The sequence below is a fragment of the Hyphomonas sp. J20-32 genome (assembly GCF_055808555.1).
In genome coordinates, this window is record NZ_CM147873.1 from 2,334,843 (window position 1) to 2,359,724 (window position 24,882).

Here is a 24,882-nt window from a genome sequence, read left to right on the forward strand (position 1 = left end):
CAGCAACTACTTGAAAGCGCGCTTTAAAAACAACCAATTGAGCTTATTCGGGCCGGTTTATGTTTTGGGTTTCCGGCCAAGCGTGGCGGAGCCCGCATTGATCAAGCGGGCTCCGGCGGGACTATTTGAAGGCGCAACCAGACTTCAGGCCAGCGACTTTGAAGACGAGAGCCGCCGGGCAAAATCCCGTGAAGGATGCTTGCAGCATGTTGAGCCCCGCGAAAGCGACCAAAAGAAACCACCATGGTGAGACCCAATAACCAAGCCCGAGCCCGGCAAGGACGACAATGCCTGCGAAGGCGAAAACAGCGCGGTCGATATTCATGAGAACTATCCTTCTTGTTGGAATGAAACTGTATTTAGCCGGACGCCAATGCGGCTTCTATCCACCGGCTTAGACCTGGACCGGTTTGGGCGCCGGATTGATGAGCCACCTGACGACCGTCGTGATAGGCGATCAGCGTCGGTACGCCGCGGATGCCGAGACTCGCGGCAGCAGGCTGGTTTTCATCGGAGTTGAGTTTGAACAGGCGCACACGATCGGCGAAGGCACCTGCAGCCTCATCATAGGACGGCGCCATCATCCGGCAGGGGCCGCACCAGGGCGCCCAGACATCGACAATGAAAGCCCCTGTGTCGCGCGCCTGCATCCGGGCGAGTCTGGCGCCGTCTATCTCCACCGGGTGGGGCGTTGAGAGCGAGGCTGCACATCTTCCGCACTTCCCGGCTGACAATGGCCGTCCGCGCGGCGTCCGGTTCAGGGTACCGCATTGGTGACACACAATGGTGGTAGACGGATCAATAGATGTCGTCATGTCATAGGCTTTCAGTGCTTGATCTTATGGGTTTTCAGCAAACCCAGCGCTGCGTTTTCATAGAATGTTTCAGCGTGGCCAGTGCGGACCTTGCGCAGGAAATACTTCTCGAAGGCAATCTTGGCTGTATGTACCCAGCCGCCTGATACCGACCAGTTTACGTTGCGCGGCGGGATCTGCGGCTGGGCTATGAAGGCGACGCCGCCATCTCCGAAATCCGCGATGCAGATGGCGTTCCATGTTGCTTCATGGGTAGGTTCCTTTCCCTTGCGCAGGGCGCCAATATTTTCTGCGACGGCATTGACCATGGACTCGATCATGAAGCCCGTCTTTGGAACGCCGACCGGGACGGGCGTCTTTCCAACGGGCGGAATGGCGATGCAGACGCCTATCCCGAAGATGTCCGGGTATTTTGGATTACGCTGGTGCTTGTCGGTGAAGACGAAGCCTTTGGGATTCACGAGGCCTTCAATGTCACGCACGGCAGGAACGCCGCGGAAGGCCGGGAGCATCATCGAGAATTTCATCGGCAAGTCGTGCTCGGTCTTCACTGTGCCGTCTTCATTGAGTTCTTCAACCAGCATGCGGGTTGCCTCAACTTTCTTGACCCGTGCATTGGTAATCCACTTGATGTGGCGCTCGCGCATTTCGCTTTCGAGCAAGCCCTTCGTGTCGCCGACACCGTCGAGGCCGAGGTGGCCGATATAGGGTTCAGACGTCACGAACGTCATCGGCACCCGGTCGCGAATCTTGCGCTTGCGCAGTTCGGTTTCGATGATCATGGCCGTTTCATAAGCGGGTCCGAAACACGAGGCGCCCTGGACCGCGCCTACAATCACGGGACCGGGATCTTCGCAGAGAGCCTCGAATGCAGCGTGACCCGATTGTGCGTGGTCGATATGGCAAACCGACTGGGTAAAGCCGGATTGGGGGCCAAGGCCTTCAATATCGTCGAAGGCGAGTTCGGGGCCGGTGGCGATGACAAGATAGTCATAAGGCACGTTCGTTCCATCCGACATCAGCACAGCCTTGGCTTCCGGATCGACCTTTTTTGCCGCGCCGACAATAAGTTGCACGCGGCGCTTCTTCATCGGCTTTGCCAGATCGACCAGAATGTCTTCGCGTTCTCGCCAGCCGACGAGGACCCAGGGATTGGAGGGAACAAACTGATAGAAGCTGTTCTCGTTGATAACGATGACTTCGTCCTGCCGGGGGACTTCCTTGCGGATATTGTAAGCGGCGATCACGCCACCCAGACCCGCTCCGAGTACAACCACTCTTGCCATTGACCTCTCCTTTATCTTGTCGCAAAGGTCTCTTAATTTAGTAGATCATAAAATACGCAATTATACGGATAGGGGCCAAATAGGGATGACACTATCCTTTCCACTGTTGCGCAGCTGGCGCGAAATCATTTCAGGAAAAGGGGCAAACATGAGTGACGCACGAGACCTTGCACCAAACGCCATATTCGACGATCTGAAGGCAGGACGTGTCTTGCTGGTAGATGTGCGCGAGCCGGCCGAATTTGCGAACCAGCGTATCCATGGCGCCGTGCTGATGCCGCTGTCCACTTTCGAACCCAAGGCGCTGCCGACCGACGGCTCGCGCCGGGTCGTATTCCAGTGCGGATCGGGCAAACGCTCGCGCAAAGCACTCGATTCATTCGTCGCCGAAACAGGCGTGGACGCGGCCCACATGGCAGGCGGTATCGCCGCTTGGAGGCAACAAGGCCTTCCATGTGCCCATATTGATCCAGCAACAGGGCGGGTGGTCGATCATGGACATTACTAGCGTGTTTTCCCTCTTGCGAGTGACGGCGGCGTCCGTCGCATTCTCTGTTCAGGCGTCAGCCCAGGTGATGACAGTGGAAGAGTCCGTAATCGTGGACTACCGGCCTGTTGTCGCGCGCGTGGAAGCCGGAGACACGGCAACCGCCCGTTCTCGACTGCAGGGCGTTGTCAGCAGACTGCTGGTTGACGAAGGCAGCGTTGTGAAGACTGGCGACCTGGTGGCGCTTGTCACGGATGCCACGCTTGACCCTCAATTGGCTGCGCTGGATTCGCGCACCGCCGGCATGAAATCACAAGTCAAACAGAATGAGGACGACCTCGCCCGGGCGGAAGCCTTGGCAAAGCAAGGTTTTTATCCGAAGGCGCGCCTTGAAGGCGAACGTACGGCGCTGGATGTTTTGCGGCGCAGCCTTGCGTCGGCTGAAGCCGAGCGCCGGGCGCTCGCGGCGCGGAAGGCTGAAGGTCGGATTCTTGCGCCCGCCAACGCGAAAGTGACGGCTGTCAATGTGGTGGCCGGATCCGTTGTGTCGCCGGGCGAGGTGATTGCCAGTTTCGCAACACTCGAAGGCATCGTGCGCCTCTCTCTGCCAGAGCGCCATGCTGCCGAAATGGCGGAAGGGGAGACGGTCTCGCTTCGCCTGCCGACGCGTGGTGGAGAAGTGCGTACCGCGACAATCGTGAAAGTGTACCCGGAATTGCGAGACGGTGCGGTTGTCGCCGATGCAACGGTTCAGGGTGGCCTGGAGGCCCTGGTCGGTGAGCGCGTGGACGTGCTAGCCCCCGTGGGTGAACGACGCGCCATGCTGGTGCCAGCTGACTTTGTGTCAACGCGATACGGCGTGGATTTCGTCCGCGTCAAAGTCGGCGAACGCTTTGTCGATGCGCCTGTGGCCCTGTCGGCGCCGTTGCCGAATGATGCTGGCCAACTTGAAGTCCTTTCCGGATTGAAAAGCGGCGACCAGATAGAAAAACCGGAGTAGGCGCCCATGAAACCCGACCTGTCCGGCTCGATTACACGGGCAACGATCCGCTCGCCGTTAACGCCGCTTTTCCTGCTGACAGCGCTCGCTGTCGGCCTGATCGCGCTGATGACCATTCCGCGCGAAGAGGAACCCCAGATTTCAGTGCCGATGGTCGACATGATCATTGCGGCGCCGGGCTTGCGCGCCGCCGATGTGGTCGAACAGGTGACCGAGCCGCTTGAGGAAATCATCAAGGCGATTCCGGACGTCGAACATGTCTATTCGCAAAGCCGGGACGATGGGGCGCTTGTGACGGCACGGTTTGATGTCGGCACCGATGCCGATGATGCCATCCTGCGTGTACATGAGAAGATAAGGGCAAATCTTGACCGGATTCCCACCGGTGTGCCGATGCCGCTCGTCGTCGGACGCGGAATTAATGATGTGCCGATCGTCACGCTCACGCTGTCGCCTGAGCCGTGGACCGGAGATGTGTGGAACGACACGTCCCTGCGGATGCTGGCGGAAGAGCTGCAGAAGGAATTGATCAAGGTCGACGATGTCGGACTGACGACCGTTGTTGGCGGACGGGCGCTGGAAATGCGGGTCGAACCGGATATCCACGCACTGGCGGCCTATGGTGTTCCCCTGCAAACTTTGGTCGAGATCGTCAGCCAGGCAGCCAATGTCAATCCCGTCGGGATAGCGCGTCGGGACGGGGAGTCGCTGCTCGTGCAGGCCGGGGACCGGGTCAATGCCTTGAGTGAGCTGGAGCGACTGGAACTGCGCGGCTCCGATGGGCGGACAGTCTACCTGTCGGATGTCGCGACCATCCGCGTGACGGGCGCCGAAACGGAATCGCGTGTCTGGACGCTTGACCGCAACGAAGAGGCAGACGGCTTCCGCGCGGCGCCTGCGGTGACCGTGGCGCTGGCGAAACGGCCTGGTGCGAATGCGGTGCAGGTGGCCGAAGCTATCCTTGCGCGGGCGGAACATCTCGAGGGCGATCTCGTCCCGGAGGGTGTACGCCTGGAAGTCACGCGCAATTATGGCGAGACGGCCAATCACAAAGCCAATGAACTACTCTACCACCTCGGCCTCGCGACCGTGTCGATCGTGATTCTGATCGCATTCGCAATTGGCTGGCGCGAGGCGCTCGTGACCCTGATTGTCATTCCGACGACGATATTGCTGACTCTCTTTGCGTCGCTGATGATGGGCTATACCATCAACCGGGTCAGCCTGTTTGCCTTGATCTTCTCGATTGGCATCCTGGTCGATGATGCCATCGTCATGATCGAGAACATAGCGCGTCACTGGGCGATGAATGACGGGCGCACAAAGGTCGAGGCCGCGATCAACGCCGTGTCGGAAGTGGGCAACCCGACCGTGATTGCCACATTGACGGTGATCGCCGCGCTGCTGCCGATGATGTTCGTGTCGGGCCTGATGGGGCCATATATGGCACCGATCCCGGCAAATGCGTCCGCGGCGATGCTGTTCTCGTTCTTTGTCGCCGTTGGCATTGCGCCCTGGTTGCTGATGCGCATTGCAGGTGGCGTGAAGGTTGCGGCACATGCCGGCGGGCATGGTGGCGCAGACACACGGCTCGGTCGGTTTTACCGCCGCGTCGCCGGGCCGATTGTTGCGTCCCGGCGCAATTCCTGGATTTTCCTCATAGCCGTGGGAGTGGCGACTCTCTTGTCCGTCAGCCTGTTCGCGACCAAGGCGGTTTCCGTGAAGCTGCTGCCATTCGACAACAAATCGGAGATCCAGGTCGTCCTGGACTTGCCGGAAGGTGCATCGGTCGAAGACACCGAGCGGGCGCTGTTCGCGATGGCGGACCTGATCCGCGATGTTCCCGAGGTTGAGACTCTGCAGGCCTATGCCGGCACTGCCGCGCCGTTCAATTTCAACGGGCTTGTGCGACACTACTTCCTGCGAAATGCGCCAGAACTCGGTGACCTTCAGGTGAACCTGTCAGAAAAGTCCGAACGCAAGCGCGCCAGCCATGAGATCGCGCTCGACATGCGCGAACGGCTGAGTTCCCTGGCGTTGCCGCCTGGCGGAAGCGCCAAGGTCGTTGAAGTGCCGCCCGGGCCGCCAGTGATTGCAACCTTGATGGCGGAAATCTATGGCCCAACTCCGGAGGCTCGCCGGCAGACAGCGGGCGTGGTCCGGACGCTGTTCGAAGAGACTGACTTCATCGTCGATGTCGATGATTCCATCGGTGACCCGCAACCTCGCCTGACAATTGCGATCAACGAACCCCAGGCGTCCGACTATGGCGTGATGCAGCAGGATATTCTTGATACGATAGCGCTGGCCTTTGCGGGCCAGACTGTTGGCGTCAGTCCGCGCGGAGAAGGTCGCAATCCGCTCGATATCCGGATCCGCCTTCCGAAATCCGAACGCATCTGGTCGCAGGATACCGCGTCCATACCCGTTCCGCGCCGCTTGGCTGGCGCCGGGGTGTTGCCTGTGGAACTTGGCGCACTCGTCAATGTGTCGGAAGAGGAAGGCTCGCCTGTTGTGTTCCGGCGGGACGGCCATTTCACGGACATGGTGATGGGCGAGTTGGCCGGGCGGTACGAAGCGCCGATTTATGGCATGTTCGAGATTCAGGACCGTGTCGAAGCCTTTGACTGGGCAGGTGCCGGTCTCGTCAAGCCTGCCATTCGCATGTACGGCCAGCCCGAGGATGAAACGCGTCCAACTCTGCTATGGGACGGCGAGTGGGAAATCACCTATGTCACGTTCCGCGACATGGGGCTGGCCTTTGGCGTGGCCCTGGTCGGCATCTACATCCTGGTGGTCGCGCAATTCGGCACCTTCCGTGTGCCGCTCATCATCCTGACGCCGGTTCCACTCACCTTGATCGGCATCATGATCGGCCACTGGATGTTCGGTGCTGCCTTTACGGCGACGTCGATGATCGGATTCATCGCGCTGGCGGGTATCATTGTCCGCAATTCGATCCTGCTGGTGGATTTTGTGAGGCACAGGACGGATGCCGACACGCCGCTGAAGGAGGTTTTGCTGGATGCAGGCGCGATCCGGTTCAAGCCGATCCTGTTGACGGCACTCGCAGCAATGATTGGCGCGTCGGTCATCCTGACGGATCCGATATTCCAGGGTCTTGCGATTTCTCTGTTGTTTGGCCTCGCATCATCAACGGCGCTTACCGTATTGGTCATTCCCGCGATCTATATCGCGTTGCGGGGGCCAGACTGGACGCCGACCAGGAAAGCCCCAGCCGCCCAAATGGACATGACCGCCTTGAAGGACACGCCGACCTGATGCCGAAGTCGAAACCAACTACTCCTGAGGCATTCCTGCAAATGTCGGAAAGGGTCGCTGAAGCCGCTGACGTCCTGAAGGCGATGGCAAGCAATACGCGTCTAAAAATTCTGTGTGCACTGAGCGAAAATGAAATGTCCGTCACCCAATTGGCGGAGTTGACGGACCAGTCTTCATCTGCAGTTTCCCAGCACCTCTCCAGATTGCGTGCGGTCGGACTGGTCGCGTCCCGGCGTGATGCCCAGACGATCTACTATCGGTGCAGCGGAGGCATCGGCAGTGCTGTGGTCAACACACTTTGCGATTTCTACAGGTAGTTTCCGCATATCTAGCGGCATCGTCATTGCCGAGGAGGCAATCGCCAGCCCTAGGCAGGCGGTGGCCAACATGCGAGGCGAAAAGCACTTTCTTCGCGCTCTCGGCCATGAAGAGAAGCCCCGCGGTCCTTTGGCCCATCTGGTAACAAGACGCCTTCTGGACCGCGAATGATTTTGAGGGGATCGCATTAGACGGACGCTACCGACAGTTTGACACGCGGTGTTTCTGGTGCCAGTTTTGCTAGCGCTAACAATAATTACAAAACTGCGGAGGACGGAATGCGAGTTGCCCGAAGAGCATCACTCGGCAAATGGCTTTCGAGGTCCTTTTTTACAAAAGCGGCTATCGCGATTTTTCTGGTAGCTACTTCGGCGTGCGCCCTTGGGGGGAGTTCAGTCGCCCAGGCGGAGGTGGTGCCGGCTAATGAAAAAACCACGGCCGGTCAGGCGACGGCTAATGGCCTTCGCGGGGCGGAGCGTGTGGATTACATCCTTGCGCGGATGACGACCGAGCAGAAGCTCGGGCAGTTGAACCAGATGGCGGGCGGCCGGCAAATAGCGCTCAACTCCCGGATTACGGATGCAGAGTATGACCGGGTGCGAGCGGGAGGGGTTGGCTCCTACCTGCATGTGGCAGGGGCGGAGTTCCTGGGCAGGCTTCAACGTATTGCAGTCGACGAGAGCCAGCATGGCATACCGCTTCTGTTCGCAATGGATGTAGTGCACGGCTACCGAACGATCTTTCCTGTGCCGCTCGGTATCGCGGCGACATTCGATACAGGGGATGCGGAACGCGCAGCACGAGTGGCGGCAGTTGAGGCGTCTGGCGCGGGATTGCACTGGACCTTTGCGCCGATGCTGGACATTGCACGCGATGCGCGCTGGGGGCGGATCGTTGAAGGAGCAGGAGAAGAACCCTTCTTCGGATCGGCGATGGCCCGGGCGCAGGTGCGTGGATACCAGGGCAGGGATCTGACGCGGGCTGACACGATCATCGCCACCGCCAAGCATTTCGGCGCGTATGGCGCAGGTGCGGGTGGGCGCGACTATGACAGCGCCGACATTTCCGAACGGACGCTGATGGATGTCTACCTGCCGCCCTTCAAAGCCGCCGCAGAGGAAGGTGCGGGGAGTTTCATGGTGGCCTTCAACGACATAGGCGGGGTACCTACGACCGCGAACAAGGCGCTTTTAAACGACTTGCTCAGGGATACGTGGGGCTACAAGGGACTGGTGGTCAGCGACTGGAATTCCGTGTTCGAGCTGATCAATCATGGCGTTACGGAAACCCCCGCTGAGGCGGGGGCACTGGCGCTTTCGGCGAGTGTCGACATGGAGATGACCAGCGGCATCTATGCCGGAAACATGCTTGCCGCCGTGGAGGCCTCGCCAGCGCTTCTGGCGGCGCTCGATGCGTCGGTCCGGCGGGTGCTAATGGCCAAGGAGCGCCTAGGTCTGTTCGATAATCCGTATGCCTATAGCGACCCGGCCCGAGAGATGGCTGTGATGCTCACGCCGGACCACCGGGCGGCGGCGCGCCGTGTGGCGGAACGTTCGATGGTGCTGCTTCGCAATGATGGCGGTCTGCTGCCGCTCAAACCGGCACCGGGCAAGGTGGCAGTCATTGGCTCGCTTGCCGACGATGCGCGCTCCATGATTGGCTCCTGGAAAGCGCAGGGGCGTGAAGAAGATGTGATCACGCTGGTGGACTCCCTGCGCCAGCGGCTGGGCGAGGAGCGAGTCGTCTTTGAGCCCGGCGCCGACACGCGCGCTTCAACCGATCCGACGGCGATCGCACATGCGGTCGCTGCGGCCGAAGCGGCAGATGTTGTCATCCTTGTGACGGGTGAGGATTACAATTATTCCGGCGAGGCGCGTTCGCGCTCCGATATCGGCCTGCCAGCGCCGCAGCAGGTTCTTGCCGAAGCCATTCTGGCGACAGGCAAGCTGGTCGTCACAGTCGTCATGACCGGGCGCCCGCTGAACCTTGGTCCGATTGACCGGGAAGGCGCAGCGATCCTTGTGGCCTGGTTCCCCGGTGTCGAAGCAGGCCCCGCCATTGCCGACGTGCTGTTCGGCGATGTGTCGCCCGCGGGACGCCTGCCTGCATCCTTCCCGCGCCGGACCGGGCAGTCGCCTTATTTCATCGGGCATTATCCGACCGGCCGGCCTGCTAATGAGGACCTGTCAAAAGATAGCTCGCGCTACATCGATATACCGACAACGCCCGCCTATGCCTTCGGCCACGGGCTCAGCTATGCGGCATTCGAGTATGACAATCTTCATCTGTCGGACGAGACACTGTCCCCCGGCACCTCCCTGACGATCAGCGCAGACATCACGAACACGTCGCGTACAGATTCTGATGAGGTGGTGCAACTTTATGTGCGCGATCCGGTAGCCCAGGTCGCAAGGCCGCAACAGGAATTGCGCGGCTTTGCCCGCGTGCCGATTGCAGCGGGGAAAACGAAACGCGTGTCGTTTACACTGCAGCCTGAGCAGTTTGCCTATTTTGCGCCGTCCGGCCAGTTCGAAGCGGATGCGGGGCGGATCGATTTTGGTCTCGGAGCGGGGGCGGCCGACATTCGCCTGACCGGGAGTTTCCAAATGACAGAGCCAGTGATTGCCGACGGGCCGGCGGCGGCGATTGCGACACAGGTTTCGATTTTGGAGGAATGAATGGGGCATTTTCGGCACATGTGCGGGGTAATTTTTCTTGCCGGACTGTTGGCTGCTACGGGCTGTGAGTCCGAGGAAGGCGCTTCAGCACCGCCATCGGCGGAGGCGAGCCTCGCATTTGCGCCGCCGGAAGGCGCAGCGATTGTGCTGCTCGACACAGCGCATGCGGCTGACATGTTCGCCGCGGGCGTGCAAATCGAGAAGTTGACGGAGGACCAGTTCGGTTGGTCCGAGGGGCCGGTTTGGATCCGGGATGGCGGATACCTCCTGTTCACGGATGTGCCTGGAAACGCAATTTACAAATGGAGTGACGCGGCTGGGCTGGAAACCTTCCTCAAGCCTTCCGGTTTTACGGGTAAGGACACAGAGAACGTGTTCAGGGAGCCCGGCGCCAACGGTCTGATCCCCGGCGACAGGCCGGGCACCATTCTGTTGGCAGACCATGGCAATCGGGCGATTGCGCGGCTCGACCTTGAGACAAAGGAAAAGACTTTCCTTGCAACGCATTTTGACGGCAAGCGGTTTTCGAGTCCCAACGACCTGGTGCTTTCAGAAGATGGCGCCATCTATTTCACCGATCCGCCTTACGGTCTCCGGGACCTTGACGCCTCGCCCTTCAAGGAACTGGCTTTCAATGGCGTTTACCTCTGGCGACCGGACGAGGGCGGCGGATCGGTCCGCGTGGTCGATGACAGCCTGACGCGGCCGAACGGCGTCGTGCAGTCGCCGGATGGCGAAACGCTTTATGTGTCAGTGTCTGATCCGGAGGCTGCGCAGGTTTATGCCTATGCTTTGGGAACGGACGGATTGGCGGCCGAGCGGCGCCTGTTTGCTGATCTGACGGCAATGGTGGGAGAGGGCTACCAGGGTCTTCCGGACGGTATGGCCGTCGACACGGATGGACGTCTCTATGTCGCCGGTCCGGGCGGCGTGCATGTGTTCCTGCCTGATGGCACGCCGGTGGCTCGGATCGCGACGGGAACGCCGGTGGCGAACTGCGCATTCGGTGATGACGGTCACACGCTTTACCTCACATCGGCGTCATTTCTCGCGCGCGTTCGGCTGAAGGCAACTGGCCTTGGCTTCCGGGACTGACGGCGGTGGGGGAGTCGGCTAGCGCACTGGTCGTCGTCGCTGCGAGCATTGCAGCGCTGCTGGGGCTGATCCTTCGGGCGAAAATTCCGGCCTTCCTTGCATTGCTTGTCGTGAGCACCGGATTCGGAATCGTCTATGGCATGGAGCCGGCGGCGATCATCCACTCGATACAATCCGGCATGGGCGGCACGCTGGGATTCGTCGCGGTCGTAGTGGGGCTTGGCGCAATGCTCGGCGCGCTGCTGGAAGTTTCGGGCGGCGTGCGCGCGCTGTCCTCGGGCATGCTGAACGCTTTCGGCGAAAAGCGGGCGCCGCTGGCGCTGGGCCTCGTCGGGCTGGTTGTCGCTATACCGGTATTCCTGGACGTCGCGCTGATCATCCTGGCGCCGGTAATCTATGGCCTGACGCGCCGGACCGGTCGTCCGATCGTGGCATTTGCGATCCCCCTGCTCGCGGGCCTTGCGGTCTCGCATGCTTTCATCCCGCCCACGCCGGGTCCGATAGCAGTGGCGGACATTCTCGGCGCAGACCTTGGACTCGTAATAGTATTCGGGGCGATCACGGGCCTGCCGGCGATGCTCGTGGCCGGGCCGCTTTTCGCGCGATGGCTGGAGCGGCAACCTGCCTTTCAGGGTGGCGTTCCGGACGAGCAGGGTGTTGAGGCGGGCGGCGAGGGAGTAGGATTCCTGACCGCGCTGGGCATCGTGCTGGTGCCGCTTGTGCTGATCGTTGCGGGGACGATTGTGGACGCGTTGGGCAAGACTGGCTTGCTTGACCTGCCGGAGGGCGTTACGCGCTTCGTCGTGTTTGCCGGGCATCCGTTCATTGCGCTCATGATCGCGTGCGGACTGGCATGGGGCACATTCGGACGGCTGCACGGAATGCCTTCTAAAGCGTTGGCAGGAGCAATGGTGAAGGCCCTGGAACCTGCTGGCGTCGTCGTACTGATCACCGGGGCCGGTGGGGCATTCAAACAAATCCTCGTCGATTCTGAAGCAGGTGCGGCGCTGGCGCAGACGCTGACGGCAACGGGTATGTCGCCCTTGCTATTCGGCTTTGCCGTCGCGGCGATCATCCGGGTGGCGCAGGGCTCGGCGACAGTCGCAATGCTGACGGCTGCAGGGATTGCGGCGCCGGTCGCAGAGCTTGCCGGGCTCAACCCGGTTGAGACGGCGCTGATGGTACTGGCGATTGCTTCGGGGGCTACTGTGCTCAGCCACGTCAATGACAGCGGGTTCTGGCTGGTCAGCCGGTATCTTGGATTATCTGAAGCGCAGACGCTGCGCAGCTGGACAGTGACAGCAACATTGGTGGGTATCGTCGGGCTCGCGGCAACTCTGGCATTGTCGCTATTCGTTTAGGGCACGCGGCTAAGATCGAATACGAATACTAATCAATTCAAGTCACTATCGAAAACGATGGCGGAGGAGGAGGGATTCGAACCCCCGGAGCCCGCGAAGGCTCAACGGTTTTCAAGACCGCCGCATTCAACCACTCTGCCACTCCTCCGGCGGGCCGTGTTTGGAATAATGACCGGCTGTTTGCAAGTGCCGATGTGCGGCCCGCGTCAGGTTCGCCCGACCGGGAAAGTGTTAACGCGTCCTTGCCGCGTTCGGCCAATACGGATTTCCCGGTTCATCGCCTGTGCATTTTGCTGTGGTAACCATACGAACTGAGAGCGGCAGAACAGCCGTTCAGGAATGACAAAAGGTCAATTCCGAAGCCGCAGAATGAGGTCTACTTTACGCTATGCGTTTTCCGACACAGTGCCGTTCCATCAAAATTCGAGCCTTTGTGGCCGCGAGCGCTTTCGTTCTCGTCGCGACGGGCCCCGCAGATGCCAGCAAGCGAAACCCCGCGCCGATCATCTATGCCGGGCAGGGCGGAACGGTTGAACCTGTCCGTAGTTTCCCGGTCGCGCCTCCGAGCCAGTCCTCTGCGCCCGCGCCGGGCGACGAGGGTAAGCGTATTGCATTCCGCTACCCGGGGACATCTGCCATCCGCCAGCCCGAGCCTGTGGCTCGCGAATATGCCAGCGCGAATGCGCCTCAAATGTCCGCGCCGCAGCAGGTGACAAACCAGGTGATGACACCCGACAGCTTTGACGCGCGCGCTGCGGCGGCGCAGATCGCTGCCACGCGTGAGACTCAGGTCGTTGAGTCGGAACCGTTGGTTGCGCTCGAGCCGATGGCGCAAGCCGAAGGGCAGGGGAGCGCGGCGCCTGCCCAGATGGCGATGGCCGTCTTGCCTGCGCCAACTTTCGTCGTGTCGCCAGAGGCCGCGCCTGTATTCGACGAAACCGGCATCAGCGTGACCTATGGCGATGAATTTGCGGGTCTTCCAACGGCCAATGGAGAAGTCTTCGAACAGAACGGCATGACGGCCGCACATCCGACATTGCCGCTGCCGAGCCTTGTGCAGGTGATCAATCTCGATACCCAAAAACAGGTTGTCGTACGGGTGAATGATCGTGGGCCCTTCGAGGATGGCGCATCGTTGCAGCTTTCAAAGCGCGCGTCGAATGAACTGGAATCCGGTGCAGATGGCCGTGCGAATGTCCGCGTCCGCTATCTTGGTCCGGCCCCTGTGAAGCACCAAGCCGTGGTCTATAACCCGTCCATGGCAAGCGAGCGCGTGATTCCGGCAAGTTATTCTGGCGGGGACCAGTCGTTGGAGCAAATGCCGGTAATTTATGCGTCGGCCAATCAGTCGGCTGCGCCCGTCTTCACGGCACCCGCCCAATCGGGGCAAGGTGCTTATTTTGTCCAGGTTGGCTCCTTTGCCGATATTGGGAACGCACAGTCCTTTCGGCAATCCCTGGGATCTGACCTTCCGGTGCTGATCGTGCCGGCACGCGTGAATGGCGCCGACTATTTCCGTGTCAGGGTCGGTCCGCTCGACAGCCGGTCATATGCGGCCGACATGCGCGACGATCTTGCCAATCGGGGGGTAGCAAATGGCCGGATCGTCTCGGCGGACTAGCCGGTACGGCACAACGCCCCATTGACGCTGACCACAAACCGGCCCTTTTTCCCGACTACACGGGAATGAGGGCCGCAGTCGTTCTGGCCCGCGCCTAATTGCAACGGAGGCCCTGGCCACATGAAGTGCCGAACACCTATTCTCGCCACGATCGCGCTCCTGACCCTGCTGGTCGCTCCGGCAAGCGCCCAGATTATCGACACACCAGCGCAGCATGCTGTCATCATGGACAATACGACGGGTGAAATCCTGTACTCCAAGGATGGCGCGGAACCGATGATTCCCGCTTCCATGACCAAGATGATGACCGCATATCTGGTCTTCGACATGGTCAAGCGTGGTGAGTTGAAAATGACGGATCGCCTGACAGTTAGCGCTGATGCGTGGCGGCGCGGTGGGTTCCCCTCCGGTACATCGACGATGGGCCTCGTCCCGAAGGACACTCCGACAATTGAGGAACTGCTCCACGGCGTGATCATCATGTCGGGAAATGATGCTTGCATCGTTCTTGCGGAAGGCATTTCGGGATCTGAGGACGCGTTCGCCAAACGCATGACCCAGCTGGCGCATGAGAAGGGATTGAAATCCGCGCATTTCCTCAACTCAACCGGGCTGGAAGCTGTCGGGCATGTCATATCGGCCGAGGACCTGGCGCGGCTTGCAAAGCTTACGATCGACGATTTTCCGGAATACTATGACTGGTACGATCTCCCCTCATATTCATGGCGCGAATATACGCAACCAAACCGCAATCCCTTGCTGGGTATTGAGGGCGCGGACGGACTGAAGACCGGGCATTTGGAAGCATCTGGTTACGGCCTGACCGGATCGGCGGTCCGGGACGGCGTACGCCGTACGATTGTCATCAACGGCATGGAGTCTATGGCGGCGCGTGCTGCAGAGGGCGAACGGATGCTGCGACTGGCGTTCCAGAGCTTTGAACTGAAGACTGTCGCGCCCGAGAGCGTTTTGCTTCCAGAACAAAAAGTCTGGTTGGGCCAGGAGCGCACCGTTCCGGTATCCCTTGCCGAGCCGATGCTGATCGCAGGCCACAAGGCGGCGTTCGACAAAGCCAAGACTGAAATTGTGCTCGACAAAGCGCTGCAAGCACCGGTCAAGAAAGGCGACCGCGTTGGACGCCTGGTCGTGACATTGGATGGCCGACCACCAGTCGAGGCACCGATCATCGCCGAGGCGAACGTCGAACGGCTCGGGTTTTTCGGCCGGGCCGTGGAGGGATTGAGCGCGCTGATTTCGGGCAATGATGGCTGATACGGCGCGCGGACGGTTCATTACGCTTGAGGGCGGAGAAGGCGTCGGTAAATCGACGTTGCAGCGAGCACTCGCAGAACGGCTGGAGGAGGCCGGCTTCGGGGTTGTGATGACCCGGGAACCAGGTGGCACACCGCTGGCTGAACGCCTTCGAGAACTGGCGCTTCATCCATTGAATGGCGAGACGTGGTCTCCAATGGCTGAAGCGCTGCTCATGAATGCGGCCCGCGTCGACCATCTCGACAAGCTGATCAGACCTGCTCTAACAAAAGGCCTGTGGGTGATATGTGATCGTTTCTCGGACTCGACCCGGGTCTACCAGAGCGTGGGAGACGGCGTGCCGGAAGAGGTGCTCATCGCTATTGAAGCACCTGTTCTGGGCGATACGCGACCTGATCTGACATTGGTGCTGGACGCTCCACCGTCGGCGACAGAGGCCAGACGCAAGTTACGCGATGAACGCAAGGACGTGTTCGAAATGCGGCCTGATACTTTCCATTCTGCGGTGCGCCAGGCGTTTCTGAACCTCGTCAAATCCGAACCAGACCGTGTGAAACTAATTGATGCATCGCAGGATGCAAACAGTGTGGCTGAGGCCGCGTGGCAAGATGTGCAGGCGTTGTTCGCCGCTGAAGGGGGAGAGGCCGGATGACAAGCGCACTGCCCCTTGTTGGACATTCAGATGCTGAAACCGCCTTTCTTTCTGCAAACGCGAGCGGCAAGCTCCATCATGCCTGGCTGATCGAAGGCCCTGCAGGTATCGGCAAGTCTCGTCTGGTCCAGCGACTGGCGGCATTCATGCTTGGCGCACGCGGACCGGCTGACGCGCCGCTTGATGCGACGAACGATGATCCGGTCATGCAGACATTCCTTGCCGCCGCGCATCCTGATCGGCGCACTGTGCAAATTGAATTGAACGACAAGGGCAAGCCAAGGCAAGATATTACCGTTGACCAGGTTCGAGAGCTGAATCACTTTTTTACCCTGCGGCCAGCTATGGGCGGCTGGCGGGTGGGGATTATCGATGCGTTAGATGAACTGAACCGGAACGCATCCAACGCGTTGCTAAAGACGCTGGAGGAGCCACCGGGCTCAAGCATTCTGTTCCTGATCAATCATGGCTCCCGGCCCATATTGCCTACTATTCGGTCGCGCTGCCGAACGCTGCGTCTCAAGGCCTTATCGGATGATGAAACGTTGCGTGTCCTGAAACTGGTCGGTGCGCCCAAAGAGGCTGCCGGACTGTCTCGCGGACGCCCCGGATTGGGCATGCGGCTTTCGAGCGCAAACGGTCTGCAGGCTGCCAATACTGCGCGGGCCTTGCTCAGGTCCATGCCCAAACCGAATGACGCGTTGCTGACAGCCGCCGTCCAGTCCGCGAACACCGATGCCATCGCGCTGGAGGCATTCAGCGAGGAAGTGCTCGGCTGGCTGGCAGACAAGGCTGAAGGAAATCCCGCTGCAGCTGATGCGTGGCTGAAGACGTCGCGCCTGCTGGGTGAAGCCAGTGCACTGAACATGGAAGCATCACAGACTACGGCCAAGCTGATCGCCGGGCTTTATTCCTCGGTCAGTCGGAGCTAAGGCGTCGACCATGTTCGATACGCACGTAAACCTGCACGGCGAGGTATTCGCCGATGACCTGGAAGATGTCCTGGACCGTGCCCGCGACGCTGGCGTGAGCCGGTTCCTGGCTATTTGCGACCGGTTCGACAATTTCGAATCTGTTTGCGCGATTGCGGCCGCCCATGACGACATCTGGTGCTCCGTTGGCGTTCACCCGCATCACACCAAGGACTTTCCCGACTTGGCGGTCGAGGACCTTACGGTCGCCGCTGAGCGACCACAGGTGGTGGCAATCGGTGAGACGGGGCTGGACTTTCACTATGGCTACAGCCCCGAGGGCGCTCAAGTCGAGAGTCTCCGGAAACATATCGAAGCGGCCCGGCGAACCGGCTTGCCCCTGATACTGCACACACGCGAGGCCGATGACATGATGGGCGATGTGCTGGAGGACGAATTCAGCAAGGGGGCCTTTCAGCCGCTGCTGCATTGCTATACTGGCGGCGCGCGTCTGGCGCAGCGCGGACTGGCTTTGGGCGCCTATGTTTCTGTATCCGGCATCCTGTCGTTTAAAAGCGCGAGCGCAGTGCGCGATGTGATCGCCGATGTGCCGATGGACCGGATCATTCTTGAAACGGATTGTCCTTTCCTGGCGCCGATGCCAATGCGGGGGCGCCGCAATGAACCCGCGTATCTCGTGCATGTGGCGGAAGCGCTCGCCACGCTGAAGGGACTCGATGTCGATGAGGTGAAACGGGTCACCGAGTCAAATGCGCGAAGACTTTTCGCCAAGGTCGACACATGACCTCATCCGGCCACTTCCTGACCCTGCTTGGAACAGGGTCATCGGGCGGTGTGCCGCGCGTGGGCGGCGACTGGGGTGTGTGTGACCCGAACGAGCCACGCAATCGGCGCTCGCGTTGTTCTGTTCTCGTTGATCGAATTGGCGACAGTGGTGCGAAGACGCGTGTCCTGATCGACACCTCGCCAGATATGCGCGAACAGCTGCTGGCTGCGGAGGTACGGCACCTGGACGCGATCGTTTATACGCACGACCATGCCGACCAGACCCATGGCATCGATGATGTGAGGCCGCTGGTTATCGCGATGCGGAGGCCCATTCCAACCTACATGGATGCGGCGACACGCATGTCCTTGCATCAACGCTTCAGGTATTGCTTTGAGGGCATGGGCGGATATCCGCCCATCCTGAATACCATGCCGGATATCGTGGCCGGGCAGGTTTTCACTATAGATGGGGCTGGCGGCACGGTAGAATTCCTGCCGATCGACATGGAGCATGGACGGATCCGATGCTGTGGGTTCCGGATCGGCGGCCTGGCTTACTGTAACGATGTGAACGCGTTGCCGGACGACAGCATCGAGCAGCTTAGAGGGCTGGACATCCTGATCATTGACGCCCTGCGCTACACGCCGCATCCCACCCACGCCAATCTCGAGCAGGCGCTGGAGTGGATTTCCGAACTGCAGCCAGCGCGGGCCGTACTCACCAACATGCACGTGGATATGGACTTCAAGACGCTGCAAAGGGAACTGCCTGATGGCGTAGAGCCTGGTTTTGATGGCATGCGGCTGCCGTTTTAAATCGAGCCGCCAGAATAATAATTACCCATAATGATGATTATGCGACTCATGGATGAGAAGCTTCGGCGCTGCTTATCATGTGAAGAAGTTGCCATTTTCTCTCGATGCCCCGAAACGGCAGTTGCCTGAGCTGGCTGCGACTGGCTGGAAGATTCAGCAACCGTGGCGTCCACGCCTATAAAGACATTGTTAATAATCTGGACCGCGCATTGCGCCCTTCCCGTGAACGTATCTTCTTTAACGTTCCAGGATCAGGTCGAGCGCCTCTACAAGTGTGTCATCAAGCATCGGCTTGTAGATGACATCCTCAAAGCCCTCTTGTTTTGCGAGATCAAAAATGTCCTTTGACTGCCAGCCAGTGATCATGATCGCAGGCACGGTGTCACCTCGGGCTCTCAGTTCGCGCAGGAGATCGATTCCATCACTAGGAGACATCTTGAAGTCGATCAGGAGGCAGTCAAATGCTTTGGACCCTCCCCTGCCGAGAAAAGCCAATCCACTATCGAACACGGAAACGCCATACCCCTTCGAGCGCAACAGCAGCGACAATGACCTGCAAACAGCCTCATTGTCGTCGACAATTCCGATTTGCGCGCGTTCTGTTGGTTGGGGTGCTGGTTTCATGTTGTTCCATCGACAAAATTGAGTTTGTCGAAAGTTGGATCAGCACTTTGGCAATGTCTGTAGGTAGATGCCCCTAATTCGGGCCATCTAGGCCGACACCAGCAGCAAATGCGATTCGTAACACGTTGGAAAGGCTCGGCGCGTCGAGCTTTTCCATCAAGTTTGCCCGGTGGATCTCGACTGTTCGGGGCGAAATATCCAGAGATTCTGCAATCATCTTGTTGGTGAAGCCGTCAACAAGACCAACGAGCACGTCCCTTTCGCGCGGTGTCAGGCGCTCAACCCGGCCTTTAGCTTCATCAACGAGAACGTCTTTCTGGGTGCGGGCGTCCAGGCGATCAAAAGCACGCGTCAACGCCGCTACAAGCGTTTGTTTTTCATAAGGTTTTTCGACAAAATCAACAGCGCCAGCTTTCATCGCCTTGACGGCCACTTCGACATCCCCGTGTCCGGTCAAAACAATCACGGGTAGCGCAACGCCAAGGTCATTGAGACGTTCCTGGACTTCGAGGCCGTCCATGTGCGGCATCTGGACGTCGAGCAGGATACACCCGAGGGCAGCCTGCTGCGCGCTTTCGAGGAATGTCACGCCATCGGGATAGGTTTTCACTGTAAATCCGGCGTGGCGCAGCATGAAACTGGCCGAATGGCGAACAGCCTCATCGTCGTCTACCAAATGGATCAGCCGCGGTTCATTCATGCGGAATAACTAGCTGGATCAGACCGAAGTGTGAACCGGAAACATGTACCTCCGTCTGGTGCCAAATCAGCGCAGATTGTGCCGCCATGAGCTTCGACAATGGTTTGGCAAATAGACAGGCCAAGTCCCATGCCTCCCGACTTGGATGTGGTGAAGGGTTTGAATAGCGAATTCTTGACATCCGGATCAAGGCCGGGCCCATTGTCGCACACCGAAATTTCAACAAGCCCATTCGTCCCGACCTGGGCTTCTATCTGGATTTTTGGACTTGCGGTAGCTGCGAGCGCTTCCTGAGCGTTTCTGACCAGATTGATAACAACCTGCTGCACCTGAATAGGATCCGCCAAGACGCTGCCGACATCCGAAGCAACGCGCAGCACCATGGGAACGTCGCTTGAACTTATCGACATGCGCGCCAATGCCGCCGCATCATTGAGGAGCGGTCCAAGTTCCACAGAGCGCGCGTCAATCTCGCCCCTGGACACATAACCCCGTAATTTCCTGACGATATCTCCTGCCCGCACGGCTTGACGGGCCCCCTCGTCGAGGGCCTCCCGCAGTATTTCCCGTTTGTCGTCACCGGGAAGGTCCAGAATGTCGCGACCGGCCTCAAGATAGTTGGCAACAGCTGTGAGCGGCTGGTTGAGCTCATGGGCCAGAGCCGACGCCATTGTTCCAACGGCGCTCAACCGCGAAAAGTGTACGAGCTCTGATTGCATCTCCCGCATTCGCATTTCGGCCCGCCGTTGGTCGGTAAGGTCGCGCACGAATGCCGTGAACAGCCAATGATCGCCCACTTTGGCCTCACCGATTTTCAGGTCGATCGTGAACAGGCTTCCATCCGCACGGCGTGCCGTTACAACACGGCCAATGCCAATGATCTGTCGTTCGCCAGTTTCAAGGTAGTTCCGGAGATACTGGTCGTGATTTGTCTCATCGCGTCCGGACATCAATTCGCGGACATTTCGTCCGATAATGTCCTGTGCTGTATAACCGAAAAGAACTTCGGCCGCCTTGCTGAACGCTAGAATTTGCCCGGTTTCGTCAATGACAATCATGCCATCCGGAACCGATTCGAGGATGGACGCGAGGTGTGATTGAAGCGTCGCGAGATCTGGCGTTGACAAGGGTGTGCCGGGAGAACCGTCAGTCGAAGCAGTCATCATCTGGTCCCTTTCGAACTCGCTGCCGGCTCATATGCACATGTGACATAGAATTTGCGAGCGAAGAACGTGGCGCATGAGCAAAGCTGCGCTGGATCAACGCACGCCTGATCTAATCGCTTTCGACGGAACGAACCAAAATGCCATCGCCGCAAGAATCATGACGGCACCCGAGAATGCGACCGGGCATCCCCAGCAATGGCCATTGAGCATGTTCAACCAGAAACCCGGTGCGTGATTCGCAGCCGAGAAACCTTCCGGTCCGCACCGAACAGACAGCAACGCCTCAAGGGACTGCGTGTGCGTCCAGACTTTCGCCGAACCCAATAGCAACAAAGCAATCCCGGGCACGAAGCCTGTATATCTGCGCATCTCATCCTCCACAATTGAAGTGTAATCCTAGGGGACGTGCGACAGTGCAGCCCATATGTAGTTACCCGTATACACCGCCTCGACAGCTACCGGCATTTAGCCCTTAATCCGCGATAGGTTTTAAAAGGGGCAGAATCAGTGAGCACAGTCACAAAGCCACGTTCGGCGATTTCCGGCAGTATTGCCAGCGTCGCGACACTCGTTGCCATTGCATGCTTGGGGTCGTTGCTGATCGCCGCGAATGCGGCCGATCCCCTGATGGAAGCGCACGCATGGGTGTTTTTCTTCCTGACCGCGTTTGCGCTGGTGGCCATTGGCATCTGGGCCGGTGGATTGCAGGGGCGCGACCCGTTCGACGAAGCCTACTATGAGGACACGATCGTCAAATTCGGCGTCGCGGCGGCCATGTTCTGGGGCATCGCAGGTTTCCTGGTCGGCCTGATCATCGCACTGCAACTGACCTGGCCGGGCTTGTTCTACTTCCCTGACCTGGGCTGGACGAATTTCGGGCGTTTGCGTCCTCTGCACACGTCGGCCGTGATCTTCGCTTTCGGTGGCAACGTGCTGATCGCAACGAGCTTCTATGTGGTCCAGCGCACTAGCCGCACGCGAATCGGTGGCGGCCTTTGGCCCTGGTTTGTATTCTGGGGCTACAACCTCTTCATCGTTATCGCCGGAACCGGCTACCTGATGGGCGTGACCCAGTCGAAGGAATATGCCGAGCCTGAATGGTATGCCGACCTTTGGCTCACGATTGTCTGGGTCGCCTACCTGCTCGTCTTCTTGGGAACACTCTGGAAGCGCAAGGAACCGCACATCTATGTGGCGAACTGGTTTTACCTCTCATTCATCGTCACTATTGCGATGCTTCACATCGTCAACAACCTGTCGGTGCCAGTGAACCTGGCTGGCTCGAAGAGTTACCAATTGTTCGGTGGCGTGCAGGATGCGCTGACGCAATGGTGGTACGGGCACAATGCCGTCGGCTTCTTCCTGACGACCGGTTTCCTCGCCATCATGTACTATTTCATTCCGAAGCGCGCACAGCGCCCGGTCTATTCATACCGCCTGTCGATCGTTCACTTCTGGTCGCTGATCTTCATCTATATCTGGGCGGGTCCGCACCACCTGCACTACACGGCGCTGCCGCAATGGGCCCAGACCCTTGGCATGACATTCTCGATCATGCTGTGGATGCCAAGCTGGGGCGGGATGATCAACGGCGTTATGACGCTGTCGGGCGCCTGGGACAAGCTGCGGACCGACCCTGTGGTGCGCATGATGGTCGTGTCACTGGCCTTTTATGGCATGTCGACCTTTGAAGGACCGTTGATGAGTGTCCGCGCCGTCAATGCACTGTCACACTATACCGAATGGGGAATCGCGCACGTCCATTCCGGATCGCTCGGATGGGTCGGGTTCATCTCGTTCGGCGCGCTTTACTGCCTCACGCAGTGGCTGTGGAAACGGCCAGCGCTCTACTCGAAGAATCTCGTCGAGTGGCACTTCTGGCTCGCGACAATCGGCATCGTCTTCTACATCGTGGCGCTGTATTTTGCCGGGATCATTGAGGGCCTGATGTGGCGTGCCTACAACGAGTACGGGTTCCTTGAATACAGCTTCATCGAAACCGTGGAAGCCAAGCACATCAACTACATGATCCGTTCGCTCGGCGGCGGCATGTATCTCTTGGGTGCGATCGTCATGGCATACAACCTCGTCCGCACAGCGCTTGGGCATGGTGCAGCAGCAGGCGATGTCGAACAGGCGCCAACGAACGCCGCCAAACTCCAACCTGCTGAATAGGGGCTGAACAATGGGATTGTTCCAAAAACACCAGGCACTCGAACGCCACTCCCTGCTTCTTACAGTGGGCATCCTGCTTGTTGTCGCCGTCGGCGGCATCGTCGAAATCGCGCCACTTTTCTATCTCGAGAACACGATCGAGAAAGTTAAGGGTATGCGGCCCTATACGCCGCTCGAGCTGACCGGCCGAAACATTTACATCCGTGAGGGTTGCTACACGTGCCACTCGCAGATGGTGCGACCGCTGCGCGATGAAGTCGAGCGTTACGGCCACTATTCGCTCGCCGCGGAGAGCATGTATGACCACCCGTTCCAGTGGGGCTCAAAACGCACTGGGCCCGATCTTGCGCGTCTTGGCGGAAAGTATTCCGACGAATGGCATGTCGATCACCTGAAGGACCCACGCTCTGTCGTACCCGAATCCGTCATGCCTCCGTATGCGTTCCTGTCTGACAATTTGGTCCATTTCGACGACATTGCCGACCACTTGAAAGCCCTTCGATTCGAAGGTGTGCCCTACTCCGATCACATGATCGAAAATGCCAAGGCCGACCTGGTCGCCCAGGCAGATCCAAATGCCGACTTTGACGATCAGGACGCATTGGTCGCACGGTATGAAGCGGCTGCAGAGCGCAAAGGTACCGTAATCGTAAGGGACTATGATGGTGATCCGTCGCGCATCACGGAGATGGATGCTCTTGTTGCCTACCTTCAGATGACCGGGACGCTCGTCGATTTCTCGACCTACGAAGCTGATGATCTCAGCAACCGACGCTAGGAGCCGAACATGTACGAAACGCTTTCTCAATTTGCGCAAACCTGGGGTCTGGCCTGGTTCGTGGCGATGTTCGCCGTCGCACTCCTCTATGCTCTGTGGCCGTCGAATAAAACGAAATTCCGGGAAGCAGCCTATCTCCCGCTAGAAGACAAGGAGCCCGGTGATGAGTGACAAACATACGGAAATTGATGCGCACTCCGGTGTGGAGACGACAGGGCACACTTGGGACGGAATCAAGGAACTCAACAATCCGCTTCCGCGCTGGTGGCTGATCGTCTGGTACATCACCATCGCATGGGCTTTCGTCTACATGGTGCTCATGCCGGCCATTCCGGCGCTTCCCGGCCTTGGTGGCACGAACACACCCGGCCTCCTTGGCCAATCCGACCGCGCACTTGTGGCTGAAAAGGTCGTCGCCATGAATACTGAACGCGGTGTCGCTTCGCAGCGCCTGATGACTGCCTCGCTGACAGAGATCGAGAGCGATCTCAACCTCCAGCAATTCGCCATGGCTATGGGTGAAAGTGCTTTCGGCGACAATTGCGCGACGTGCCACGGTGCCGGCGGACGTGGTGCAAAAGGCTACCCCATGTTGGCAGACGACGTGTGGCTCTGGACAGGAACGCTTGAAGGGATTGAACAGACAATTCGCCATGGTATCCGCCACGAAGGAAACGATGCCACGCGCTTTTCGGCCATGCCTGCCTTTGGGCGCGACAAGCTTTTGACGTCTGCGGAGATCGATGATCTCGTCCAGCACGTGCTCAGTGTTTCGGGACGCGAGGCTGATGCTCATGCAGCCGAAAAGGGTTCGGTTATTTTTGCGGCGCAGTGTGCCAGCTGTCACGGAGCGGGCGCCAAAGGAGACCGCACGATCGGTGCGCCGGACCTGACTGACGCTGACTGGATATTTGGTGGTGAACCTGCTGATATCGCTGCAACCATCGCCAATGCCCGCAATGCCCACATGCCTGCCTGGCAGGGCCGTCTGGACGATCCGACGATCAAGGCACTGGCGCTCTACGTTCATTCCCTCGGAGGTGGCGAATAGTCACG

General features: G+C 59.2%; 24 protein-coding genes and 1 tRNA gene. 18 read left to right on the plus strand and 7 right to left on the minus strand.

Features of this window, described 5'->3' with window-relative positions; all coding sequences use genetic code 11:
• Nucleotides 1–121: 121 nt before the first annotated feature.
• The 3 genes from AC0L7I_RS11365 to AC0L7I_RS11375 form a co-directional block, all read right to left on the minus strand.
• Complete coding sequence (locus AC0L7I_RS11365) at nucleotides 122–325, minus strand: YgaP family membrane protein (RefSeq protein ID WP_473396540.1); 204 nt, start codon at nucleotides 323–325, stop codon at nucleotides 122–124.
• Between the two features lie 34 nt (nucleotides 326–359).
• Nucleotides 360–650, minus strand: a complete 291-nt coding sequence (locus tag AC0L7I_RS11370; RefSeq protein WP_473396541.1) for a thioredoxin family protein — start codon at nucleotides 648–650, stop codon at nucleotides 360–362.
• 176 nt (nucleotides 651–826) lie between these two features.
• Entirely contained in the window at nucleotides 827–2,101 is a 1,275-nt protein-coding gene (locus AC0L7I_RS11375; RefSeq protein ID WP_473396542.1) for an NAD(P)/FAD-dependent oxidoreductase, read from the minus strand.
• A 148-nt stretch (nucleotides 2,102–2,249) separates the two neighbouring features.
• Here AC0L7I_RS11375 and AC0L7I_RS11380 point away from each other — a divergent pair, with 148 nt between their 5' ends.
• The 7 genes from AC0L7I_RS11380 (at nucleotide 2,250) to AC0L7I_RS11410 (ending at nucleotide 12,322) form a co-directional block, all read left to right on the plus strand.
• Nucleotides 2,250–2,609 carry a rhodanese-like domain-containing protein gene (locus AC0L7I_RS11380; RefSeq protein ID WP_473396543.1) on the plus strand — a complete coding sequence of 120 codons (360 nt, stop codon included), beginning with the start codon at nucleotides 2,250–2,252 and terminating at the stop codon, nucleotides 2,607–2,609.
• On the plus strand, nucleotides 2,596–3,588 hold the full coding sequence (locus tag AC0L7I_RS11385) for an efflux RND transporter periplasmic adaptor subunit (protein WP_473396544.1): 993 nt from the start codon (nucleotides 2,596–2,598) through the stop codon (nucleotides 3,586–3,588). Before AC0L7I_RS11380 ends, AC0L7I_RS11385 begins: the two co-directional genes overlap by 14 nt.
• Before the next feature lie 6 nt (nucleotides 3,589–3,594).
• Complete coding sequence (locus AC0L7I_RS11390; protein ID WP_473396545.1) at nucleotides 3,595–6,870, plus strand: efflux RND transporter permease subunit; 3,276 nt, start codon at nucleotides 3,595–3,597, stop codon at nucleotides 6,868–6,870.
• Nucleotides 6,870–7,187 (plus strand): ArsR/SmtB family transcription factor, encoded by a 318-nt coding sequence (locus tag AC0L7I_RS11395; RefSeq protein ID WP_473396546.1) that lies wholly within the window; start codon nucleotides 6,870–6,872, stop codon nucleotides 7,185–7,187. The genes AC0L7I_RS11390 and AC0L7I_RS11395 overlap by 1 nt, the downstream gene beginning before the upstream one ends.
• Nucleotides 7,188–7,667: 480 nt before the next feature.
• Nucleotides 7,668–9,866 carry a glycoside hydrolase family 3 N-terminal domain-containing protein gene (locus AC0L7I_RS11400; protein ID WP_473396547.1) on the plus strand — a complete coding sequence of 733 codons (2,199 nt, stop codon included), beginning with the start codon at nucleotides 7,668–7,670 and terminating at the stop codon, nucleotides 9,864–9,866.
• Nucleotides 9,867–10,961: an SMP-30/gluconolactonase/LRE family protein gene (locus AC0L7I_RS11405; protein ID WP_473396548.1), complete on the plus strand. Its 1,095-nt coding sequence runs from the start codon at nucleotides 9,867–9,869 to the stop codon at nucleotides 10,959–10,961.
• A 5-nt stretch (nucleotides 10,962–10,966) separates the two neighbouring features.
• Entirely contained in the window at nucleotides 10,967–12,322 is a 1,356-nt protein-coding gene (locus tag AC0L7I_RS11410) for a GntP family permease (RefSeq protein ID WP_473396549.1), read from the plus strand.
• Between the two features lie 58 nt (nucleotides 12,323–12,380).
• Here AC0L7I_RS11410 and AC0L7I_RS11415 read toward each other — a convergent pair.
• Nucleotides 12,381–12,470 (minus strand) — tRNA-Ser (locus tag AC0L7I_RS11415).
• Nucleotides 12,471–12,755: 285 nt separating this feature from the next.
• Between AC0L7I_RS11415 and AC0L7I_RS11420 the strand changes: the two genes are divergently transcribed.
• The 6 genes from AC0L7I_RS11420 (at nucleotide 12,756) to AC0L7I_RS11445 (ending at nucleotide 18,383) form a co-directional block, all read left to right on the plus strand.
• Complete coding sequence (locus AC0L7I_RS11420) at nucleotides 12,756–13,943, plus strand: septal ring lytic transglycosylase RlpA family protein (protein WP_473396550.1); 1,188 nt, start codon at nucleotides 12,756–12,758, stop codon at nucleotides 13,941–13,943.
• 120 nt (nucleotides 13,944–14,063) lie between these two features.
• A complete protein-coding gene (locus AC0L7I_RS11425) occupies nucleotides 14,064–15,215 on the plus strand; it encodes a D-alanyl-D-alanine carboxypeptidase family protein (RefSeq protein WP_473396551.1) in 1,152 nt (383 codons plus the stop codon).
• The gene (gene tmk / locus AC0L7I_RS11430; RefSeq protein ID WP_473396552.1) at nucleotides 15,205–15,867 is read left to right on the plus strand and encodes a dTMP kinase; all 663 of its coding nucleotides are present in this window, start codon (nucleotides 15,205–15,207) and stop codon (nucleotides 15,865–15,867) included. Before AC0L7I_RS11425 ends, tmk begins: the two co-directional genes overlap by 11 nt.
• The gene (locus tag AC0L7I_RS11435) at nucleotides 15,864–16,799 is read left to right on the plus strand and encodes a DNA polymerase III subunit delta' (protein ID WP_473396553.1); all 936 of its coding nucleotides are present in this window, start codon (nucleotides 15,864–15,866) and stop codon (nucleotides 16,797–16,799) included. The genes tmk and AC0L7I_RS11435 overlap by 4 nt, the downstream gene beginning before the upstream one ends.
• A gap of 10 nt (nucleotides 16,800–16,809) precedes the next feature.
• Nucleotides 16,810–17,583 carry a TatD family hydrolase gene (locus tag AC0L7I_RS11440; protein WP_473396554.1) on the plus strand — a complete coding sequence of 258 codons (774 nt, stop codon included), beginning with the start codon at nucleotides 16,810–16,812 and terminating at the stop codon, nucleotides 17,581–17,583.
• The gene (locus AC0L7I_RS11445) at nucleotides 17,580–18,383 is read left to right on the plus strand and encodes an MBL fold metallo-hydrolase (RefSeq protein WP_473396555.1); all 804 of its coding nucleotides are present in this window, start codon (nucleotides 17,580–17,582) and stop codon (nucleotides 18,381–18,383) included. The genes AC0L7I_RS11440 and AC0L7I_RS11445 overlap by 4 nt, the downstream gene beginning before the upstream one ends.
• A 237-nt stretch (nucleotides 18,384–18,620) precedes the next feature.
• Here the strand turns inward: AC0L7I_RS11445 and AC0L7I_RS11450 are convergent, their stop codons facing one another.
• The 3 genes from AC0L7I_RS11450 to AC0L7I_RS11460 all read right to left on the minus strand — a co-directional run bounded on the left by AC0L7I_RS11450 (nucleotide 18,621) and on the right by AC0L7I_RS11460 (nucleotide 20,873).
• Nucleotides 18,621–19,007 carry a response regulator transcription factor gene (locus AC0L7I_RS11450; protein WP_473396556.1) on the minus strand — a complete coding sequence of 129 codons (387 nt, stop codon included), beginning with the start codon at nucleotides 19,005–19,007 and terminating at the stop codon, nucleotides 18,621–18,623.
• A 73-nt stretch (nucleotides 19,008–19,080) separates the two neighbouring features.
• Complete coding sequence (locus tag AC0L7I_RS11455; RefSeq protein WP_473396557.1) at nucleotides 19,081–19,707, minus strand: response regulator transcription factor; 627 nt, start codon at nucleotides 19,705–19,707, stop codon at nucleotides 19,081–19,083.
• Nucleotides 19,704–20,873, minus strand: a complete 1,170-nt coding sequence (locus tag AC0L7I_RS11460) for a sensor histidine kinase (protein ID WP_473396558.1) — start codon at nucleotides 20,871–20,873, stop codon at nucleotides 19,704–19,706. Before AC0L7I_RS11460 ends, AC0L7I_RS11455 begins: the two co-directional genes overlap by 4 nt.
• A gap of 73 nt (nucleotides 20,874–20,946) precedes the next feature.
• On the opposite strand from AC0L7I_RS11460, the gene AC0L7I_RS11465 reads away from it, so the two are divergent.
• The 5 genes from AC0L7I_RS11465 (at nucleotide 20,947) to ccoP (ending at nucleotide 24,877) form a co-directional block, all read left to right on the plus strand.
• Nucleotides 20,947–21,108, plus strand: coding sequence for a hypothetical protein (locus AC0L7I_RS11465; protein WP_473396559.1), 162 nt, complete (start codon nucleotides 20,947–20,949; stop codon nucleotides 21,106–21,108).
• Nucleotides 21,109–21,500: 392 nt separating this feature from the next.
• Nucleotides 21,501–23,048 (plus strand): cytochrome-c oxidase, cbb3-type subunit I, encoded by a 1,548-nt coding sequence (ccoN, locus tag AC0L7I_RS11470; RefSeq protein WP_473399150.1) that lies wholly within the window; start codon nucleotides 21,501–21,503, stop codon nucleotides 23,046–23,048.
• A gap of 10 nt (nucleotides 23,049–23,058) precedes the next feature.
• Nucleotides 23,059–23,826, plus strand: coding sequence for a cytochrome-c oxidase, cbb3-type subunit II (ccoO, locus tag AC0L7I_RS11475; protein WP_473396560.1), 768 nt, complete (start codon nucleotides 23,059–23,061; stop codon nucleotides 23,824–23,826).
• Nucleotides 23,827–23,835: 9 nt separating this feature from the next.
• Nucleotides 23,836–23,997, plus strand: coding sequence for a cbb3-type cytochrome c oxidase subunit 3 (locus AC0L7I_RS11480; RefSeq protein ID WP_473396561.1), 162 nt, complete (start codon nucleotides 23,836–23,838; stop codon nucleotides 23,995–23,997).
• Nucleotides 23,990–24,877 carry a cytochrome-c oxidase, cbb3-type subunit III gene (gene ccoP, locus AC0L7I_RS11485; RefSeq protein WP_473396562.1) on the plus strand — a complete coding sequence of 296 codons (888 nt, stop codon included), beginning with the start codon at nucleotides 23,990–23,992 and terminating at the stop codon, nucleotides 24,875–24,877. Before AC0L7I_RS11480 ends, ccoP begins: the two co-directional genes overlap by 8 nt.
• The last annotated feature ends 5 nt before the right edge of the window (nucleotides 24,878–24,882 follow it).

Bases quoted from the DNA above. Each gene is read 5' to 3' on its own strand.
- AC0L7I_RS11365 (WP_473396540.1), bottom strand. From the start codon at position 325: ATGAATATCGACCGCGCTGTTTTCGCCTTCGCAGGCATTGTCGTCCTT.
- AC0L7I_RS11370 (WP_473396541.1), bottom strand. From the start codon at position 650: ATGCAGGCGCGCGACACAGGGGCTTTCATTGTCGATGTCTGGGCGCCC.
- AC0L7I_RS11375 (WP_473396542.1), bottom strand. From the start codon at position 2,101: ATGGCAAGAGTGGTTGTACTCGGAGCGGGTCTGGGTGGCGTGATCGCC.
- AC0L7I_RS11380 (WP_473396543.1), top strand. From the start codon at position 2,250: ATGAGTGACGCACGAGACCTTGCACCAAACGCCATATTCGACGATCTG.
- AC0L7I_RS11385 (WP_473396544.1), top strand. From the start codon at position 2,596: ATGGACATTACTAGCGTGTTTTCCCTCTTGCGAGTGACGGCGGCGTCC.
- AC0L7I_RS11390 (WP_473396545.1), top strand. From the start codon at position 3,595: ATGAAACCCGACCTGTCCGGCTCGATTACACGGGCAACGATCCGCTCG.
- AC0L7I_RS11395 (WP_473396546.1), top strand. From the start codon at position 6,870: ATGCCGAAGTCGAAACCAACTACTCCTGAGGCATTCCTGCAAATGTCG.
- AC0L7I_RS11405 (WP_473396548.1), top strand. From the start codon at position 9,867: ATGGGGCATTTTCGGCACATGTGCGGGGTAATTTTTCTTGCCGGACTG.
- AC0L7I_RS11425 (WP_473396551.1), top strand. From the start codon at position 14,064: ATGAAGTGCCGAACACCTATTCTCGCCACGATCGCGCTCCTGACCCTG.
- tmk (WP_473396552.1), top strand. From the start codon at position 15,205: ATGATGGCTGATACGGCGCGCGGACGGTTCATTACGCTTGAGGGCGGA.
- AC0L7I_RS11435 (WP_473396553.1), top strand. From the start codon at position 15,864: ATGACAAGCGCACTGCCCCTTGTTGGACATTCAGATGCTGAAACCGCC.
- AC0L7I_RS11440 (WP_473396554.1), top strand. From the start codon at position 16,810: ATGTTCGATACGCACGTAAACCTGCACGGCGAGGTATTCGCCGATGAC.
- AC0L7I_RS11445 (WP_473396555.1), top strand. From the start codon at position 17,580: ATGACCTCATCCGGCCACTTCCTGACCCTGCTTGGAACAGGGTCATCG.
- AC0L7I_RS11450 (WP_473396556.1), bottom strand. From the start codon at position 19,007: ATGAAACCAGCACCCCAACCAACAGAACGCGCGCAAATCGGAATTGTC.
- AC0L7I_RS11455 (WP_473396557.1), bottom strand. From the start codon at position 19,707: ATGAATGAACCGCGGCTGATCCATTTGGTAGACGACGATGAGGCTGTT.
- AC0L7I_RS11460 (WP_473396558.1), bottom strand. From the start codon at position 20,873: ATGATGACTGCTTCGACTGACGGTTCTCCCGGCACACCCTTGTCAACG.
- AC0L7I_RS11465 (WP_473396559.1), top strand. From the start codon at position 20,947: ATGAGCAAAGCTGCGCTGGATCAACGCACGCCTGATCTAATCGCTTTC.
- ccoN (WP_473399150.1), top strand. From the start codon at position 21,501: ATGGAAGCGCACGCATGGGTGTTTTTCTTCCTGACCGCGTTTGCGCTG.
- ccoO (WP_473396560.1), top strand. From the start codon at position 23,059: ATGGGATTGTTCCAAAAACACCAGGCACTCGAACGCCACTCCCTGCTT.
- AC0L7I_RS11480 (WP_473396561.1), top strand. From the start codon at position 23,836: ATGTACGAAACGCTTTCTCAATTTGCGCAAACCTGGGGTCTGGCCTGG.
- ccoP (WP_473396562.1), top strand. From the start codon at position 23,990: ATGAGTGACAAACATACGGAAATTGATGCGCACTCCGGTGTGGAGACG.